Consider the following 17,924-nt stretch of genomic DNA (forward strand, 5'->3'; position numbering starts at 1 on the left):
GTGAGCGCCCGGCACGCCCGATGGAGCCGGCCATAGCCACGGTTATCCCGGCGCGGCGCCCTGAAACCCTGGATGTGAACCGCCATGACCGACACCACGGCCACACCTGTTCCGCCCAAGGATGCACCGCCGCCCCGTGGGGGCCCGCTCACGCTTTCATTCTGGAAACCGGCCCTGTCGCTGTTCCTTCCGCTGGCGGCGGTCGCCCTCGTCAGTGGCGGCATCATCGGCGCGCTGATCCACCAGGGCGAACGCGCCAACTTGATCGCCGACCAAACCCAACGGGTCATCGTCGCCAAACAGAAGCTCAACGTGGTGGCCGAAACCGCGCTGTTCCAACTGATGGGTTTGCCGCTTGAGCTCGACGTGCAACGCGCCCTGAAGGCGCCCGAGGAGCGCCTGGGCCTGCTCAAGCGAGCCTTCGCGACACTGCTCACGCGCAACCCCTCGTACCTTCAGGCGCGCTGGATCGGGCCGGACGGCATGGAGCGGGTGCAGATCAACAAAGTGGGGCCGTTTCCCGTGTCGGTTCCCCAATGGACCCTGAAAAACAAAAGCGGCGAGCCGTATTTTCGGGACACCATGAGCGCCCCTCCGTCTTCCCTTTACATTTCCGATATAGCGCTGAACCAAGAAGATGGAAAAATTGAACGCCCCCTCATTGCGACGATTCGAGTCGCCATTCATTTGGACCCCGCAGAGCATGGCCAATCCGGACTTTTTATTGTCAACATTTCCGTCGACAAGGTTCTCGCCGACATACAACAGCTATACGGCGAAACGAATCGTGTTCGTATCCTGAACGCATCCGGGGACTTGGCCGTACACGAGACCCTGGATCACGCCTGGGCTTCGGATTATGACCGCGAGAGGCCGTTCTCCGACGTCGAGCCCCTGGTCTGGGCCCGGATGGAGCAGGACGCGGTCGGTGCGGTTGAAACCGAGACGGGGTTGTGGGTCTGGAGCCGATCCCCGCCCGCCGCTCCCGCCGGACACCCCCTCGAACGCGGGGGGCGCTGGACGATGGTGACGCACGTGCCAAGGGCCGCGCTCGTCGCCCTGGCCTGGGGCGTGTGGTCCTGGAGCGGCGCCACGACCCTGGGCGCCGTCCTGATCGCCTATCTTCTCAGCGTTCTGTTCGAACGGCAGTCGCTGGCGCGCCGGATGCAGGCGGTTGAACTGGCGCGCGTCCGCCTCGAATCCCAAGCCCTGACCCAACGGAATCAGGCGCGACAGGTCTTCGAGGACCTGGTTGAGGCGTCCCCCAGTGGCATCCTGGTGGCGGAAGAGGCGGGGCGGATCGTCATCGCCAACCCCGGCCTCAACACCATGTTCGGCTATCCGCCCGGAGCGCTGATCGGCCGCACCGTCGATAGCCTGCTGCCCGACCACCTGAAGCGCCGTCATCAGGCGCTGCGGGCGGGGTTCCTGTCGGCCGAGGGCAATCGTCTCGCCGTGGGACGGGATCTCGTCGGCCGTCGGAAGGACGGCACGATCTTCCCCTTGAACCTCAGCCTGGGGCGCCTGTCGATGGACGGCAAGCGGATGGCGGTGGCCAGCATCGTGGACCTGTCGTATCAGAAACGATTGGAAGGCGAGAAAGATATTTACGCGTCCCTGGTCCAGAAAACAAACAACCTGATTATGATTCTGGATGAGAACGGCGCCATCCTATACGCTAATCCTGCCGCCAGCATGATCCTCGGCGTGCCGGAATCACACCGCTTAATTGGCAGCAACCTGTTGGATCACATCCACGACGGCACCGATCACGGCACCTATTTCTCATCGTTTCAGGACATGCTGGCACTGGGCACCGATTTGCCATCCCGCCACGTCCATGTCCGCGCCCCCGATCGGCCGTACGACACCCGTCTGATCCTGAACCTGTATTCCACGACCACCGACACCAGTCCGGAGGAGCGCTATACCGTCGTCGGGGTGGACGATACGGAGCGCGACCGCATGTCGGCGGCGCTCGTGGCCGGCGAGAAGCGCTGGAAAACCCTGGCCGAGTCGATGCCGCAGCTCGTGTGGACCTGCGAGGCGGACGGGACATGCGATTACCTCAGCCGACAGTGGGTGGAGTACACGGGCATCAGCGAAGCCGAACAACTGGGCTTCGGCTGGCTGGAGCAGGTGCACCCAGACGACAGAGACCGACTATTCCCGATCTGGCAGGCCTGTTTGAACAGCCTGACGCCGCTGGACGTCGATTTCCGCATCCGGCGCCACGACGGGCAGTACCGCTGGTTCGCGACCCGGGCCGAGCCGATCCTGGATGCCGACGGGGAACTGACGAAGTGGTACGGCTCGAACACCGATATCGAGGAAATGAAACGCTCCGAATCCCGCGCCCGTGAAGAGTATGAGCGGGTGCAGGCGCTGCTGACCACCGCACCGGTCACCCTGCTGGAGATCGACGCCAAAGACGCCCTGACGCATTGGACGAATATGCAGAGCGAGGGGGGAGCGCGGTCCACAGCCATAGAGGCCCTGACGCCCGATTCCGTGAGCCGATTGCTTGGCGCCATGACCATGGCCCACCAGGGGGGCGCGGCGCCCCTGAACATGGTCGACAGTCAGGGCCCCACCTCTCTTCTGGATGTCTTCGCCGACGCGGAGAGCCAGACCAAGGTCCTGCGCCTGATCCTGGCGCTGACCGAGGTCGGATATACGCGGGTCATGACCGGCGAGGCGCAACGGACCCGACCGGACGGCCGTACCACCGACCTGCTGGTGTCGGCGTCCCTGGCCACCGGTGGCCTGCTGACGGGCCGGGTCTTCCTGGCGCTTCAGGATGTCTCCGAACTCATGAGCGTGCGCCGGGAGCTGGAACGCTACAAGGATCAGCTTGAGCGTCTCGTGGATGAACGAACACGCCAACTGGCCGATTCCAACCGACTGCTCGAAACCGTGACCGACACCCTTCCGTCGAGCATTTCCTACTGGACGCCCGACGAAATGTGCACGTTCGCGAACACGGCGTTCGGCGACGGAGCGGGCGTCCCGAAGGCGGCGTGCATCGGCCGGACGCTCGGCGAACTCGTGACGCCAGAATCATACACTGAAAACAACCCGCGCTTCCTGCGAGCCCTGGACGGGCGCAAACAAATCTTCGAGCAAAAACGCATCACCTCGAACGGTGAAGAGATCTATGTGCTTGCCAATTACATTCCGGATTTCGCGGACGGAACCGTTCATGGTGTCGTCGCCATCGTGACGGATATTACGGAGTTCAAGACCACGCAACTCCGTCTCGAGGCCATGAACGCGGAGCTAGCCCAAAGAACGGAGCAAGCCGAAGACGCCAACCGCGCCAAGAGTGAATTCGTGGCGAACATGAGCCACGAGGTCCGCACCCCCCTGAACGCGGTCCTGGGCCTTTCCCAATTGTTGCAGAAAACAGACCTGAATGACCAGCAAGCCGACTTCGTTGATAAAATATTGGGGTCATCCCGCTCCCTGATGGCGATCCTCAATGACATCCTCGATTATTCAAAGATGGAAGCGCGTAAGATTGTTTTTGAAAATGAACCGTTTGACCTCAACGACGTCTTCCAAAGCCTCTTTGACATGTTTGTGTTTGCGGCGTCCCGGAAAGGTGTCGAGCTTCTGGTGGACCTTCCACCCGACGTGCCGACCCGGCTGCGGGGTGACACGCTTCGGGTGTCTCAGGTGCTCACCAATCTGGTCAGCAACGCGCTCAAATTTACGGAAAGCGGCATCGTTCGCCTGTCGGTCCGGCCGGAGGCCGTGACGGCGCAGAACTGCACCCTGCTGTTTTCCATCAGCGATACCGGCATCGGGATGACCGCTGAGCAGCAGGCGATTGTGTTCTCCTCGTTCTCCCAAGCGGATACGACGACAACCCGCCGGTTCGGCGGCACCGGTCTGGGGCTCGCCATCTGCCACCATCTGGTCACCATGATGGGGGGTGAGATCGGCGTGACCAGCACGCCCGGCCGCGGCAGCACCTTCTGGTTCACCCTGCCCTTCGGCCGGCAGGCCAGCGGCTCCATGGACACCACGGACACCACGGCTGCGTTTGCCCAGCGCGTTCTTCTGGTGGGCGGAACGCCCGCCAGCCGGGATGTTCGCCTGCGTCACCTGACGATGTGGGGCATGGAGGTCGTGTACGCCCCGGATGGCGCGACCGCCCTGACGCTCTGTGAACAGGCCGTCGCGGACGGACAGCCCTTTGCCGCCGTTCTGGTCGAGTTCGCGGTCGGGACCCGCGACGCCCCCGAGGGGACGCTGGACGGCGACGGCCTGCGGACTCTGTCCCGGACTGGCCAAAGCCCCGTGATCTGCATCGCCGACCCCGGCACCGACAGTGCGGCGACGGCCCCGAACGGTCCGGCGTCCTCGCCCTACACCGTCGTGTCGCGGCCAGCGACCGCCTCGAAGCTGTTCAATACCCTGTCCGAAGTCCTGGCGCCCGATCGACCGGCCGCCAACACAGCCGAGGTGGTGAAAGATAGCCAGACCGATCCGGGCGCGTCGGCGCGCATCAAGGGAGCCCGGCTTCTTCTGGCCGAGGACAACGCGATCAACCAGGACGTCGCCTACCATATGCTGACGGCCTTGGGCGCCACGGTGGACATCGTGAACAACGGTGAGCAGGCCATTCAAGCCCTGGCGTCACGCCGCTACGACCTGGTTCTCATGGACGTGCACATGCCGACCATGGACGGGCTTCAGGCCACGGAAACCATCCGCACCCTGGAGGGGCGGGAAAGCCTGCCCATCATCGGCCTGACCGCCGCCGCGTTCAACGAAGACCGGGCGGCGGCCTTGCAGGCCGGCATGAACGCCTACCTGTCGAAGCCGATCGACGCGACCCTTCTGGAACAGACGCTGGCCGAATGGCTGTCGGATCGGGACGCGCCGACCACAGACGACACACCGAATCCGGTCGCGGAGGACAACGCCCCGTTGGACACCCCGCCGTCCGGCGACGATCTCCTTCCGAAAACGCTCGACGGTTTCGATCTGCCAGCGGCCTTGGCACGCCTGTCCGGCGATCAGGCCCTTCTCCTTCGGTTGCTCACCGCGTTCGCCGCCGATAATCAGACATGGCATGAAGCCTTCGATGAGGCGTATCGCCGGAACGATACGGCAACGCTCCTCCATCTCGCCCATACCCTCAAGGGGGCGTCGGGAAACCTTGGCGCCATGGCGGTCCACGATGCCGCGCGCGCGGTGGAAGCCGACCTCCAGGCGGACCGCCCCAACGACGGGCAGGCGCTCAAGGACGCGCTGGCGACCGCCCTCTTCCGCATCGAATCCCTCAGCCCGCGTCGCGCGAGCCACGCCCCTGCGGCGCCTTTGGATCGACCCGCGGCGACCGACGCCCTGGACGACATCACGGCGCGCCTGGAAGCGAACCGGTTGGTGTCGGAGACACTTGTTGAGGCCTTAGAGGGTCATTTGGGGGGGCATCATCCGGACGCATTCGATCGGCTCCGCCGGAAACTTGAGGCCTTTGACAGAACGGGAGCCCTGGCCGACGCTTTAGACTTAAAGGAGAGTCTGGCCGATGACGTCTGATGTCCACGCCCGCCCGACCCTGTTGATCGTCGAAGATGATCCCAGTACGCTTCGGCTTTTAGCCTCGGTTTTTGAGGACTCGTACGACACATACAGTGCCACAACCGGCGAAGAAGCGTTAGCCGTGGCGCGACGCGAACACCCCGACCTGATTCGTCTGGACCGGCACCTTCCGGACATCGCCGGTTGGGAGGTGTACCGACGGGTCGTCGCCGATCCGGACGTGGAGTGAGTCCCCATCATCCTCCTGGCCGCCGACCAGGATCCCATAAAAGTCATCTCAGCCGAGGTGGGCCTGCAGGAGATGTCGCGCAAAAACAAACCGCTCTTGAAAAACCGTGTCGATCCGGCCGTCGAGACCCTGAATGATCGCGTCATCCCGGTCTTCGATGAGCACGAGGTGCCGATCAGTCGGGTTCGCGCCTCCGCCAACAGCGCGCGAACCTTGTGGAGTGTCAGGGCCGACTACTGCTCTTCCATCTTCACCGGCACGAAGCGCATGGATGACGGCTTCACGGCCTCCCAGATGGCCGCCGCATCGTTGGCGTCGTTTTTCCGCGTTGTACGCAGGGCTCTCCGTACGACGGCGGAATCAGTCGAGCCTCATGGCCGGAGGCCCGCAACTCCCGCGCCCAGTGATGTCCTGTCGCACACGCCTCAATGCCGATCCGGCACGGCGCCCACTGCGCGAAGAAGGCCTGCATCTGGCTCCGGCGCAGCTTCTTGCGCACGCCGACCTCCCCATCTTCGGCAACGCCGTCAACTTGAAAGTAGACCTTGGCAATCGCGGCCAGCTCTATGGTCGTCGGCCTGGTGGGCTCCGACCGGGGGCGCCGCCATTCCCACCACCCACCTTGATCCTTGCTTTCGACGACTCCTCCGGTGGCCCCGGCCCTAATCGGATCCCGGCCCCCGTTTGTCACTGAGCCGCATTGGTGACCGGAGCGATGCTTTCGATCTCCGCGATGGATTGAAACTCAGTGAGGTACTCTTGGCGATGCCGTGAGAGCCACGCCACGACCCTTGGATTGCCAAGGAGTTTCCGCACATATCCCTTGGCGAGTGTCAGGTGAAGGTTGTCGAGCCCGTAGGTGTCTTCCACGGACTTTACCTGGATCTGTAGGCTCGCCAGCTCCCGCTCTAATCTGGAAATCTGCTCAGCCGTGACCGCACGTTCGCCAGCCTGCTTTTTCTTTCGCGGATCGACGATCATGGCCTCCGGTGTCGCCGCCAGGATCGCCTTGGCAAAAGCGGCCGTGAAATTGTTTTGTCCCACCATCAGCTCGGCGGCCTCGACCTGTCGCATCGAGGCCATGCGCCGCAGCACATCGAAGCTCGCCGCCGGACAGGGTGCGTCCTTCAGGATCTCGGCGGCATCGGCGCAAATCCCTTCGAGCAGCCTCGTTCGCCTTTTGATGGTCTGAATATTCAGGTGAAAGGCCTCGGCTATTTTCTCTTCCGGGACGCCGAGTTTGATCGCGCGCAGGATCATGCGGTTTTGCTGGATGGGCGGAATCCGGCTTACCCTCTTGTTGTAGGTGTAGGTCTCGTCATCCGTGGCGATAAGACACTTGACCTCCGTTATACCCAGGTCCTTGAGCGCCTCGATCCTCAAGTGCCCGTCGAGCAGGAGATACCGACCGGACCGGTCCGGGTCCGGTATGACCGCAGGAGGTTCAACGAGGCCCACCAGGCGAATGGAACCAAGGATTTGTTGGTACGTCTGGCTCTCCTTGGTCCCGGGTCGCAGGATCTTGAGAGGAACCAAGTGAGTGAGAGCGACCACCTTGCAATCATGCTCGAAGGCGACCCGGGTCCCCGTGTTCCTGGTCTCGTCCCTCATCCGCGCGCCCTTCCGTCCATCCGCTCCGCCAGCGGGCGAGGCATACTATCCAGCCCCTCCGCCCGCAGCAGAGTGGTGTAGCCCTCGTCCAAGTGAAGGTCCTTCATGGCCTCGACGATGAAAAGCAGTCGGGCTTGGGTGTAGTCGGCTTTCTTGGCCAGAAGGCGATGCTTTTCGGCCTCCCGCTGATAGACGCGGAGCAAGTCCTCGGCGGTGAGTCGCCGGGACGAGGCCTTGCGGCCGAGCTTCAGATTTTTCAGTCCCCGACGTTGGCGGTCGCGCAAATCCAGGAGACGCCGGATCGCCGCAATCTTCTTGCCTTTGATTTTCCCGGTTTCATAGGCCTCCATAAGGACCGTTTGCGCGTCCTCGTTTTCCATCATGGCGATTTCCACGGCGAGGCCGATTGGAATCAGCCCGGTTTCGACGGCAGACACCAAGCGTTCTTCGCCTCGCTCCAGCAAGGTGAGCACGTTGAAAACCCAACTTCGGGAGCATCCGATTTTTTCGGCGATTTGGGCGTCGGTGTAGCCGCGCTTGGCGAGGGTGCCGATGTCCACCATGAGGTCGATCGGCCGATGTGGCCGCCGCGCGATATTCTCCACGAGGCTCATGATCAGACAGGCTTCCTGGGGCGCTTCGATGACAAGAGCGGGAATGACGTCCTCGCCAAGCATGCGAAAAGCCTCGAGTCGGCCCTCGCCACAGACGAGATCATAGCGCGTCTTGTTTCCGGAGCGACGACGGCTGACGGTGATCGGGCGTTTGAGGCCGACAGCGGCGATGTTGTCCACGATCTCCCGATGCTGCCGCTTGTTGCGGGCGCGAGGGTTCAACACGTGGATCGCGTCAACGGGGATCATTTCGATGGTGTCGGTCTCGGTCCGCTCGGTCATCATGCCACCGCCCGGATGCGCACTGGCGCCGCGAGTTCGTAAAGGAGGTCGAGCGTTTCAACGCGGTAAGCGTCCAATGACAGTCCGTTCTCCTCGGCCAGCCGTATCCTTTCCGCGGTCTGGTCGATGCGGGGAAAGAGGTAGTAATCGATAGGGCGTTCGTTACGGGCATCCATGCGAATGGCGACCAGGATGTCTGGATCGTTCCCATTGTCGAAGCGCAACATCCAGCGGAGGGCCCCGGCGGGGGTTTCCTTGCAACGGGCAATGACAACAGCGAGCGAGACTTCCCCGTTCACGGTTAACAGATCGGTGTCCTCGTTCCTCTGGACCACGGCGCCGGACGTCTTCAGGCCGGTGATGATCTCAGCCAGGATTTCTGGATGCAGACGGCGGAGGCTGCGGTTGATGTCGATATAACGATAGTCACGACGCGGCGAATACCCGACGAGCCGATAGGCGCGCAGCAGACCGCCGAAGCGGTGCCCATAGGTGCTGCTCGACGGAAGATCCTCCATCTCGTCGATGATGAGGCCGGATAGTCGGCCATGTATCTCGTAAAGCGTGCGCAGACCGCGCAGCATTTCTTCATCGGTCAGACGACGGGACCGGTCGGCGATGATTCGCTGGGCCTCCTCGAACAAAGGACCCGCCACGATGCCCGCGAATGCGCCTTCGGCCTTGATCCACATATCCGGACGGTTGCGCACTCGCTTTCTCTTGAGTTTGAATGAAACACGGTTCCAGACGTTGTGCCCCACATACTTTGGGTTGATCAAAACTTGGTGCACGGTGCCTCGGGTCCACGGCCGGCCTAGATCGGTCATGATACCGCGTCCATTCAGGGTCTCGGCGATCTCCCGCTCGGGCTTTCCTTCTTGAACGAAAGCCCGGTACATCCAGCGCACGGTCTCGACTTCCTCCGGTGGTCCAGGGACGAGGACCACGCGGTCGGTTTGCAGGCTTTTCTGTTCGCCGATACCCAGTATGCCTTGCCGTTCACCGTGTTGGTTGACGCGCATGCGGCGCAATCCAAAACCGGCGGCTCCCCCTTGGCGAAAACCGTGCTCGATTAGGCGGCCCTGACCCGCGAAGACTTTCGCGGAGAGTTCCCGGCTATACTCGCCGGCCATGGCCCGCTTAACGCCCTTAACGATCGTCGCGGTCGGACTGCCATCGTTGGCGAATTGTTCCGCGCAGTATTCGACTTCAATCCCGGCCCGCCGACATCGGTACTCATAATAGGCGCTTTCGTCGGCATCTTGGAAACGACCCCAGCGGCTGACGTCATAGACGAGAATGACATCGAAATCCGCGGAGCCTCCCTCGACATCGTCGATCAGGCGCCGCAGAGCGTCTCGGCCTTCGATCCGAAGGCCGCTTTTCCCCTCGTCGGCATACGTACGGACGATCGTCAGGCCGCGTTGCGCGGCATAAGCTCGGATCGCGGTCGATTGGTTTTCGGTTGAGTACTTCTGGTGGTCGGTGGACATGCGCACGTATTCGGCGGCCCGTTTAAAGAGAGGGGCCTCCTCGGTGTGATCCGGCGTCCGCGAATTTCGCCGTCCAGACACGTGGCAACCCTCCGATCCTGCGTTGGCGCCTCGTTAAAATCCAACAGACTGTTGGTGACGTGTCAATCGTAAATGCACCAAAATGTTGGAAATTCTCGTCGCCCTTCACTCTGGAGCTCTTCGAGAGCAGCTTATTCGCCGTTTGAAGCTGTCGGAACGCCGGATCTAATGATATCTTCCAACACACCGCTCTCGCTTAAAGAACAAAATGTTGGAGTCACATGGAGAATAGAATCAGGGAATGGCGCAAGGCCCGGGGGCTGACGCTGAAGCAGTTGGCGGAGCGGGCCGGTACCAGCAACCAGCAGATCAGTCATTTGGAGAAGGGACGCCGCCGTTTGTCACTTGAATGGATGCAGCGGCTGGCTGAAGCACTCGACTGCCTCCCATCGGATCTGCTCGCGGACTCGTCCCAGCCGCGCAACGAACGTGAGCGGGCTTTGGTCGAGCTGTTCCGTGGGCTTTCGGAAGAACAGCAGGAAGCCTTTCTCAAGGCGACTCTTGCGTTGGCGAAACCGGTGACGTTTTCAAAGAAGGAAACCAGCTAGGTTCCCAAAGAGAAATTTCGGAAGACGTATGGATTGGGGCCGTTCTTCCATTGACCCTGCCCGTTGGACGTGGCCCGGGATTGGGTTGAGTCCGACCCAAAGCAGGGGGATCGGACGATCATGGGGAAGAGCCGTTCCAGCGAGGCACAACTCATCGGCATCCTGACGGCACAGGAGGCCGGAGAACGGACGGCGGATGTATGTGGGGGCCACGGGGTCCGTGAGGCGACAGTCTACAAATGGGCGACGCACGGCCGACGGGTGCGGATCATCTCGGACAACGGGACCGAATTCACCTCGAACGCCGTGCTCGGGTGGCGCCGGGATCAGGACGTGGATCGGTGCTATCTCCGGCCCGGTAAGCCGGTGGAGACCGCCTACGCCGAGAGCTTCATCGGCCGGTTGCGGGACGGATTCCGGAACAAGACGCTGTTCCTCAGCCTCGCCCAAGCGCGGGAGGAAGTGGCGACGTGGTGCGACGGCGACACCCACGTTCGCCCGCACGGCGCGCTTGGCTGGCGCACGCCGGCCGAGGTCCTGGCTCAGGCGTGTCCTGTGGATAGGATGGACAAGCCTGACGTCTTGCCCACAAACCCACAGGGCCATCCGCCACAGGTGTTGTTTTCAACGGGTTTGATCGGGGGGCCGACGCCCGACCCCACGGTCACGCACCACCTGGAAGGGCTCTCCTGACCGCGGGACCAACGTTAGGGGCTGGGTCACTTGCCATCGCTGAATGAACGCGCCGTCGTGGCATACGGCGACACCCTCGGCCTGACCAACAGGACGCCGACGGGCCTTCTGATCATGATCCGTTTGTCGTTGGTCGCCATGAGCATGAGCGGGGCCGAACCGGGCGGGCGGGGCCGCGCCAGTCGAGCCTCGCCGATCGTGGCGGTCACAGGCCCTGTAGGGCACCAATCACCGTACCGGCCCCGGACAGGGCGATCAGGCCGCCGGCCAGCAGAGCCAGGAGGCCGAGATCGCCGGCCGGGAATGCGGTGTCGATGATCCCCCGGAGCAGGAACGGCGCGGCCACCCCGGCGAGGGACGAGGCGAGAATAAGCCCGAGGATAACGATCAGCCGCCCCCCATAGGGCCGAAACAAGCCGAGCGCGCGACGCCAGGAGACGTGCGTCGCGGCGCGTGCGTCGTAGCCGAGATCCTCGTTCCCAAACGCGCCCCAGTCCTCGTCCTCCTCACGCCTCAACGGCAGGCTCCGATGGCCGCGCGCCCGCGTCTGGGCCACAGGCCAACGGCACAGCCGGTCACGACAAGAATGACCGTGGCGGCGACAATCACGGTGACGAACGCCCGGTCGAAGGCGGCCCGCGCGAGCGCGCGCAGATCATCCGCCATCGGCCCGTGCATCCCTTCGGCCACAAGCAACGCCTGATCGAGCCCGTCATAGGCCATCGCCGACGCCCCAAGAGAGTCCGGCAGGACCAGCGATGTGGCATAGACGGCGGACAGCAGGCTACCAAGGATGGCGATGCCGACCGCACCGCCCAGTTCATACGAGACCTCCTCGATCGAGGCCGCCATGCCCGCCCGATCGCTGGGGGCGGACAGCATGATCATGCTGGAGGCCGCCGTCATGGCGGCGCCAAGGCCAAGACCCAGGGCGGCCATGCTCGCGATTTGCAAGGGCCCTGCGGTGTCGAGCTGCAGGAGATATCCGCTAAGCCCGGCCGCGGCCAGCAACAGGGCGCTCCACAGAATGGGCGTTCCGCCCCACCGCGGGAGGCCCAACCCCGCCAAGGGGCTGCCGACGAACGCGGCCAAGGGGATGGGGAGAATGAAGAGCCCCGCCTCGAACGGAGACAGGCCGAGGACCAGTTGCAGCCGCTGGCTTATCGCCAGTTCGACCCCAACCAGCGCAAGAGACGCGATCAAGGCGGCGGCCACACCCGAGGCGAACCGGGCGTCGCGAAACAGGGCGAAGTCCACCAGAGGATCGGCGGCGTACTTCTGCCGGCGGATGAAGAGAGCCAGCGCCGCGATCCCCACGACGCCGGCCAGGACAAAGCTTCCGTAGGAGGGGCTGGGTTTCGCGATCTCCTTGATCGCGTAGATGATCCCCACCAGGGCGGAGAGAATCTGAATCGACGCGATCAGATCCCACGGACGGTCGCGGCGGGTGTCGGCCTCGGGAATCACGATGATCGCCAAAACCCCGGCGACGAGCACGATGGGCGCGTTGATCAGGAAGACGGAGCCCCACCAGAAAGACTCGAGCATCAGGCCGCCGACGATCGGGCCGAACGCCGCGCCGCCGGAGGCGACGGAAGACCAGATTCCGAACGCCAGCGCCTGTTCACGCTCGTCGATGAAGGTCAGGCGAATGATGGAAAGCGTCGCCGGCATCATCATTGCCGCGCCCACCGCCAGCACGACCCGCGCCGCGATCAAAACAGCGGGCGTTCCGGCGTAGGCGGCCATCAGCGAGGCGACGCCGAAGACGGCTAGGCCGCCCAGGAAGAGCCTCTTATGGCCGACCCGGTCCCCAAGCGTTCCGAACCCGGGCAGCAAGCCGGCGACGACCAGCGGGTAGGCGTTGACGATCCAGAGTTTTTCGGCGGCCGTGGCGCCCAGATCATGCGTCAGGCGCGGCAGTGCCGTATAAAGAACCGTCATGTCGATGACAATGAGCAGCAGGGCGCTGGATACGATGGCCAAGATCAGCCACCGGTTGGACGAAGCCATTTTAGGGTCACCGATGTCTTTTTTGGGGGGCGCGGTCACGCATGTGTGTGAGTCGCGCAGCGCTCAGATATAAATACGATCGTACTAAAACTCAACGGGAGAACGGGATGGGGAGACCGCGCAAGATCGACCGCGACAAGGTGCTGGACGCCGCCGAGGCCGTCGTTGGCGACGTCGGCGCGGCGGCCCTCTCGATCGATGCCGTCGCGAAGGCGGCGGGCATTACCAAAAGCGGGGTGCAGTATTGCTTCGGGACCAAACAGCAGTTGATCGATGCGATGTTCGGACGCTGGGAGACGGAGTTCACCCAGGAGGTCGCCGAACTGGTCGGCCCCAACCCCGATCCCATCTCCTTCATTCGCGGTCACATCGAAGCGACCATGCGAACGGACGAGGTCGAGAACGCCCGCTCGGCGGTGCTGATGGCCGCGCTCCTGCAAACGCCGGAGCAGCGCCAACGGACTCAGGACTGGTACCGGGAACGCCTGGACGCACTTGATGTCTCGACGAACCTCGGGCGCCGCACCCGCCTTGCCTTCCTGGCATCGGAGGGCCTGTTCATCCTGCGGTGCTGTGGGTTGATGGACGTGTCCGAAGCCGAGTGGGCCTCGGCGTACAAGGACATCCTCGATTTCCTGATGCCCAATGAAGCCTCTGCGCACGACGGGCTTGGTGGCGCCGGATCATCCGGCACAGGAGATCGCCCGGCTTCCGGTTGAGCGCGCGGCTGTCCGACACCGCGCTGCGGGCAAAGGCACGGACCATTGCCCGCCTTTGGGGGGCAATCGGAAAGATGACCCCGCTTGTTGGGCGCGCACGCATGGCGTACCGTATCGGTGCGCTAAATCGACGAGCCCCGCCCATGTATCGCCTTCTCGCTGTTCTTTTCGTCCTGACCCAGGCGGGCACGGCGTATTGCGCCGACCGGCTGGCCGTGTTCGACGAGGCGGCCCGCATCACCGCCGAACAGTTCTTCGATCCCGGCATGAACGGCGTCGACTGGGACGCGGCGGTGACCGCCCACCGCACCGCCGTCACGCCGGGCATGGAGCGGGAGGCGGTCGCGGCGGAGGTCAATGCGCTGCTCGCATGCCTCACGACCTCCCACACCCGGCTGTACACGCAGGACGACCCCGCTTGGTATCAGCTCGCCGGCGTCTTCCTGCACGGCAGCGAGGAGATCGCCGCCGCGCTCGCCCCCTTTCTCCCGGACGGCGCCCCCATCTATGCCGGGATCGGCGTGATGACCGAAGCGCGGGACGATGGCCTGTTTGTGACGGGCGTGCTCCAGGGCCATCCCGCCGAGGCGGCCGGTGTCGTGGTCGGCGACCGGCTTGTCGCCGTGAACGGCGCCCCGTACCACCCGATTCAGTCCTTTGCCGGGCGGGTCGGAACGGAGGTGACGTTGACCCTCGAACGGACCCCCGGGGAGTACCGCGACCTCGTGGTGACGCCCGCCCGGCTGGACGGCGTGACGATGTTCGAGGATGCCATGCGGGCGAGCGCCCGCGTGATCGAGCATGCCGGCACGCGCGTCGGCTATGTGCGCATCTGGTCCTACGCCGGCCGGAAGTACCAGGACATCCTGGTTGGGGAGGTGCTGTACGGACGCCTGAAGGAGGCCGACGCCCTGGTGCTCGACCTGCGGGGCGGCTGGGGCGGCGCCAGCCCCGAATACCTGACCCTGTTCCCAGACCGGGCCATGGACATGACCCGCATCGGCCGTGACGGAACGGCGTTCACCGTTGCGTCGGGGTGGACGAAACCCGTCGTACTGCTGGTCGACGATGGCTCGCGGTCGGGCAAGGAGCTGATCGCCCATGGCTTCCGGGCGCTGGGGATCGGGCCCATCGTCGGTGAGACAACGGCCGGAGCCGTCCTCGCCGGGCGCCTCAACGTGCTGTCGGACGGAAGCCTGTTGTATGTCGCCGTGATGGACGTGCGGGTGGACGGCGCACGGCTGGAAGGCGTCGGCGTTGCGCCGGATATCGCGGTCCCCTTTGATCCCCCGTTCGCGGCCGGCGCGGACCCGCAACGGGACCGGGCCGTTGAGGAAGCGGTCCGGCTGGCCGGCGGCGGATAAGGGGGGCGGATTGCTCGGTTTAGGCCGCAAACGGAGCGGCGCGTTCAAAATTTGACGGTGACTTCGATGAGGCCGGTCCATCCCGATCTGATTGAGGCGCTCGGTCTTCTCAGACGTCTCGCCGAATTTTGTCCTGTGGTTATTGGAACGCCACCTCTGGGCATCGCGACGGAGTCAAGTGATATCGACGTCGCGTGTTCAACACAGGATCTCGGGCATTTCGCCGATGTTGCACGAGACCATTTTGGACATATGGAGTCCTTCTCGCTTCGCACGGCGCGGCATCTCCCCGATCCCGCAGTGATCGCATCATTCTTGGCCATGGAATGGGAGATTGAACTGTTCTGCCAACGGCTCGCAACGGAGGATCAGTGGGGCGTTCGCCATTTTCGCATCGAAGAACGACTTCTGAGATTGGGCCCGCAGCTGAGAGAGCCGGTTGTGCGTTTGAAGCAGGACGGCCTGAAAACGGAGCCTGCGTTTGCTAGGATTCTGGCGCTCCCCGGCGATCCTTACGAGGCGCTTCTTGGGTTGGAAACTCTGGCCGATGACGATCTTCGCACGATGATTGAGATGGCCCAGGTGCCGGGATGCACCGATCCGCAATGCGATGCGGGCTTCTTCAGCGGACGCCCTCGCGTGACGGAATGTGCGAAAGATCCTGGACGGCACCCGGTCCGGGCCTATTTCGCGGAAGGTGCGGCTCAACGGCCGCCCATTGGCGGGCGATCCACCAAAACTCGCGCGCCATGATCCAAACCCTGCCGTTTCTTCCCTTGAATCACGGCACGCACACTATCTCCATGCCTTAATTGGGTTTTGACCCTAGAGCAACGGATGCGTGGGGCGCTGCACGGCGGCCAGAAACAGCACCAGTCCAAGGCCGAAAATAACGCTACCGCCGGCCAGCCCGAGAAGGCGTCGCCACCAGAAGGCGCGGCCGGCGTGCGGCTGCGGCACGGCCGTCTTGCCGAGAGTGCTGGCCACGGCCGCCAACACGGACACGGTCAACGCGGTTCCCAGACCCATGCACAGGGCCGCCGCGACCCCGGCGGCCCACAGCCCCACACTGAAGCTGAGGATCAGCACCAGGATGGCCCCCGTGCAGGGGCGCAGGCCGATGGCGACGGCCAGGGCTGCGATCTGCCGCCACGACCCGGCCTCAGTCACTTGATCCGGTGTCGGCATGTGGGCATGGCCGCACCCACAGCCCTCGCCGTGGTCGTGTCGGCCGTGGTGTCCATGATCGTGATGATGATGGGGTTCACGTGAGAGGTCCGGCGCGGACGGTGCGTGTGGGGGCTCCGTGCCCGATGGCGACGACGCCCCCGTGCGGCCGCCGACCCACGCCTTGAGCCACGGCCAAACCGCCCGCAAGGCGACCCAGCCTCCCAGCCCGGCGATGACGGCGTAGCTGGCGGGTTCCAGATAGCGGTCTCCCGCCTGCGTCGCCCATCGGGCGCCGCCGTGGATCAGCAGGAAGGCCGCAGACACCAGCGTGATCGCGCTCAGGGCCTGCACCAACCCCGCAGCCAGCGACAGGATCACCGCCCGCCGCACCTGACGCAGATTGGCGGCGGCATAGGTGCCGATGACGGCCTTGCCATGGCCTGGTCCCACGGCGTGCAGAACCCCGTACAGAAAGCTCAGCCCGGCCAGAGTCAACGCCGCCGTTCCCGGATGCTCCTCGCGCAGGGCCAGAACCGCGTCCTTCAAGGCCAGTTGGTACTCGCCCTGGACGGTTCGGACCCACGTCAAAGCAGCCGACGCCCAGCCCGGGGGCAGCAGAACCAGCCCAAGACCCGCCGCCAGAGCGAGGCCGAGGACCAGAAGAAGACCCCATGGGGCCCGGCGACCGATCCGTCCGGCCGATGCGTTCACGGACACGTCACTCTCCATATCTCCGCATAGGCGTATCCGATCCCGTCCTCGCCGGGCTCGACGACGACGGACTGGTACGCATCGGACAAAACCATGAAATTCGGCTGCTCCGGCGCGGGCGACCGGGTGACGGAGCAGGCGGCATCGGACGGACGCAGGGTCACGGCGCGGTCCTCCGGGACCGCGATGTCGATGTAGTAGGTTGGGTCGTACAGCCGAAGCTCCACGGTCTCGGCGATGGGGTCCACGGGCCGCGTCAAGGGCAGTGTAAACGCATAAATCAGGCGGCCGTCGCGCCAGTGGGCGTCATAGGCTTCGACGGGACCGAAGGTCTGCCGGATGCCGTCCGCCCGCAGGTCGGTGAAGTACAGCCACGGCACCAGATTGTGTACGGCCTCGGTCACGAGGGGCCGCAGATCGGCGGAGGTCCGCCCCTCCACGGCGATCACCGTATCTTCGGAATACAGCTCGTCGAAGGTCCAGGTGACGTCCAGGGCGGTGATCTGCCCGGCCGGCCCAAGGACCACGGTCGCGTCGGCATCGATCCACACATGTGGATGGGCCTCGGCCGGTCCGGCGGTCCACAGAACTCCCACGAGAGCGACCCCTTTGAGGGCGAGCCGGGCCAACCCTCTCATGGCGCGATCCTCCGATACAGACGAGATCCGCACCATGCCCGAGACGGCGGCCGTTTGGCAATCCGCTGGGAGCCCGGTGGTACGCTGGGCCGGCCAAGGCGAGCCCTCACCTGCGTTCTCCAAATTCGAACGCGGCCAGGGGCTTCCGTGGCGCGTCAATGGCCAGGGGGCGCGTCGACCCGGGACTGGATTTTGAGGAACG

14 protein-coding genes and 2 pseudogenes are annotated in these 17,924 nt (G+C 64.1%); 8 read left to right on the forward strand and 8 right to left on the reverse strand.

From position 1 onward, the window contains the following. Positions 1-84: 84 nt before the first annotated feature. On the forward strand, positions 85-5,553 hold the full coding sequence (locus tag GGD82_RS21480; protein ID WP_150063624.1) for a PAS domain S-box protein: 5,469 nt from the start codon (positions 85-87) through the stop codon (positions 5,551-5,553). After that, complete coding sequence (locus GGD82_RS17325) at positions 5,543-5,785, forward strand: response regulator transcription factor (RefSeq protein ID WP_150063623.1); 243 nt, start codon at positions 5,543-5,545, stop codon at positions 5,783-5,785. The genes GGD82_RS21480 and GGD82_RS17325 overlap by 11 nt, the downstream gene beginning before the upstream one ends. A 173-nt stretch (positions 5,786-5,958) precedes the next feature. On the opposite strand, the pseudogene GGD82_RS21245 reads toward GGD82_RS17325, so the two are convergent. The 4 genes and pseudogenes from GGD82_RS21245 to GGD82_RS17340 form a co-directional block, all read right to left on the reverse strand. After that, positions 5,959-6,353 (reverse strand): annotated as a pseudogene (locus GGD82_RS21245) (transposase); the annotation flags it as partial. A gap of 119 nt (positions 6,354-6,472) precedes the next feature. After that, entirely contained in the window at positions 6,473-7,396 is a 924-nt protein-coding gene (locus GGD82_RS17330) for a plasmid partitioning protein RepB C-terminal domain-containing protein (protein WP_150063622.1), read from the reverse strand. After that, positions 7,393-8,295: a plasmid partitioning protein RepB C-terminal domain-containing protein gene (locus GGD82_RS17335; protein WP_246163984.1), complete on the reverse strand. Its 903-nt coding sequence runs from the start codon at positions 8,293-8,295 to the stop codon at positions 7,393-7,395. The genes GGD82_RS17330 and GGD82_RS17335 overlap by 4 nt, the downstream gene beginning before the upstream one ends. Then, positions 8,292-9,866: a recombinase family protein gene (locus GGD82_RS17340; RefSeq protein WP_425468508.1), complete on the reverse strand. Its 1,575-nt coding sequence runs from the start codon at positions 9,864-9,866 to the stop codon at positions 8,292-8,294. Before GGD82_RS17340 ends, GGD82_RS17335 begins: the two co-directional genes overlap by 4 nt. 221 nt (positions 9,867-10,087) lie before the next feature. Between GGD82_RS17340 and GGD82_RS17345 the strand changes: the two genes are divergently transcribed. From GGD82_RS17345 to GGD82_RS21695, 3 genes and pseudogenes are all read left to right on the forward strand, one after another. Next, the gene (locus GGD82_RS17345; protein ID WP_150063620.1) at positions 10,088-10,414 is read left to right on the forward strand and encodes a helix-turn-helix domain-containing protein; all 327 of its coding nucleotides are present in this window, start codon (positions 10,088-10,090) and stop codon (positions 10,412-10,414) included. A gap of 120 nt (positions 10,415-10,534) precedes the next feature. Next, a pseudogene (locus tag GGD82_RS21690) lies at positions 10,535-10,657 on the forward strand (transposase); the annotation flags it as partial. A 90-nt stretch (positions 10,658-10,747) separates the two neighbouring features. Next, a complete protein-coding gene (locus tag GGD82_RS21695; RefSeq protein WP_446430594.1) occupies positions 10,748-11,107 on the forward strand; it encodes an integrase core domain-containing protein in 360 nt (119 codons plus the stop codon). A 205-nt stretch (positions 11,108-11,312) separates the two neighbouring features. Here GGD82_RS21695 and GGD82_RS17355 read toward each other — a convergent pair whose 3' ends face one another. Both GGD82_RS17355 and GGD82_RS17360 read right to left on the reverse strand, forming a co-directional pair. Further along, entirely contained in the window at positions 11,313-11,624 is a 312-nt protein-coding gene (locus GGD82_RS17355) for an ABC transporter ATP-binding protein (RefSeq protein WP_150063618.1), read from the reverse strand. Next, positions 11,621-13,120: an MFS transporter gene (locus GGD82_RS17360; protein ID WP_150063617.1), complete on the reverse strand. Its 1,500-nt coding sequence runs from the start codon at positions 13,118-13,120 to the stop codon at positions 11,621-11,623. Before GGD82_RS17360 ends, GGD82_RS17355 begins: the two co-directional genes overlap by 4 nt. 107 nt (positions 13,121-13,227) lie before the next feature. On the opposite strand from GGD82_RS17360, the gene GGD82_RS17365 reads away from it, so the two are divergent. The 3 genes from GGD82_RS17365 (at position 13,228) to GGD82_RS17375 (ending at position 15,956) form a co-directional block, all read left to right on the forward strand. Further along, positions 13,228-13,839, forward strand: a complete 612-nt coding sequence (locus GGD82_RS17365; RefSeq protein WP_150063616.1) for a TetR/AcrR family transcriptional regulator — start codon at positions 13,228-13,230, stop codon at positions 13,837-13,839. A 143-nt stretch (positions 13,840-13,982) separates the two neighbouring features. Next, positions 13,983-15,203 (forward strand): S41 family peptidase, encoded by a 1,221-nt coding sequence (locus GGD82_RS17370; RefSeq protein ID WP_170284424.1) that lies wholly within the window; start codon positions 13,983-13,985, stop codon positions 15,201-15,203. A gap of 66 nt (positions 15,204-15,269) precedes the next feature. Further along, positions 15,270-15,956 carry a DUF4269 domain-containing protein gene (locus GGD82_RS17375; protein ID WP_150063614.1) on the forward strand — a complete coding sequence of 229 codons (687 nt, stop codon included), beginning with the start codon at positions 15,270-15,272 and terminating at the stop codon, positions 15,954-15,956. A 72-nt stretch (positions 15,957-16,028) separates the two neighbouring features. Here the strand turns inward: GGD82_RS17375 and GGD82_RS17380 are convergent, their stop codons facing one another. Next, positions 16,029-17,090, reverse strand: a complete 1,062-nt coding sequence (locus GGD82_RS17380) for a nickel/cobalt transporter (protein WP_170284423.1) — start codon at positions 17,088-17,090, stop codon at positions 16,029-16,031. Continuing rightward, positions 17,081-17,722: a DUF1007 family protein gene (locus GGD82_RS17385; RefSeq protein ID WP_170284422.1), complete on the reverse strand. Its 642-nt coding sequence runs from the start codon at positions 17,720-17,722 to the stop codon at positions 17,081-17,083. The genes GGD82_RS17380 and GGD82_RS17385 overlap by 10 nt, the downstream gene beginning before the upstream one ends. Positions 17,723-17,924 lie beyond the last annotated feature (202 nt).

The sequence above is a fragment of the Roseospira marina genome, from assembly GCF_014197855.1.
Lineage (GTDB): Bacteria > Pseudomonadota > Alphaproteobacteria > Rhodospirillales > Rhodospirillaceae > Rhodospira > Rhodospira marina.

Coding starts and splice junctions, on each gene's coding strand:
- GGD82_RS21480 (WP_150063624.1), top strand. CDS start 85: ATGACCGACACCACGGCCACACCTGTTCCGCCCAAGGATGCACCGCCG.
- GGD82_RS17325 (WP_150063623.1), top strand. CDS start 5,543: ATGACGTCTGATGTCCACGCCCGCCCGACCCTGTTGATCGTCGAAGAT.
- GGD82_RS17330 (WP_150063622.1), bottom strand. CDS start 7,396: ATGAGGGACGAGACCAGGAACACGGGGACCCGGGTCGCCTTCGAGCAT.
- GGD82_RS17335 (WP_246163984.1), bottom strand. CDS start 8,295: ATGATGACCGAGCGGACCGAGACCGACACCATCGAAATGATCCCCGTT.
- GGD82_RS17345 (WP_150063620.1), top strand. CDS start 10,088: ATGGAGAATAGAATCAGGGAATGGCGCAAGGCCCGGGGGCTGACGCTG.
- GGD82_RS17360 (WP_150063617.1), bottom strand. CDS start 13,120: ATGGCTTCGTCCAACCGGTGGCTGATCTTGGCCATCGTATCCAGCGCC.
- GGD82_RS17365 (WP_150063616.1), top strand. CDS start 13,228: ATGGGGAGACCGCGCAAGATCGACCGCGACAAGGTGCTGGACGCCGCC.
- GGD82_RS17370 (WP_170284424.1), top strand. CDS start 13,983: ATGTATCGCCTTCTCGCTGTTCTTTTCGTCCTGACCCAGGCGGGCACG.
- GGD82_RS17375 (WP_150063614.1), top strand. CDS start 15,270: ATGAGGCCGGTCCATCCCGATCTGATTGAGGCGCTCGGTCTTCTCAGA.
- GGD82_RS17385 (WP_170284422.1), bottom strand. CDS start 17,722: ATGAGAGGGTTGGCCCGGCTCGCCCTCAAAGGGGTCGCTCTCGTGGGA.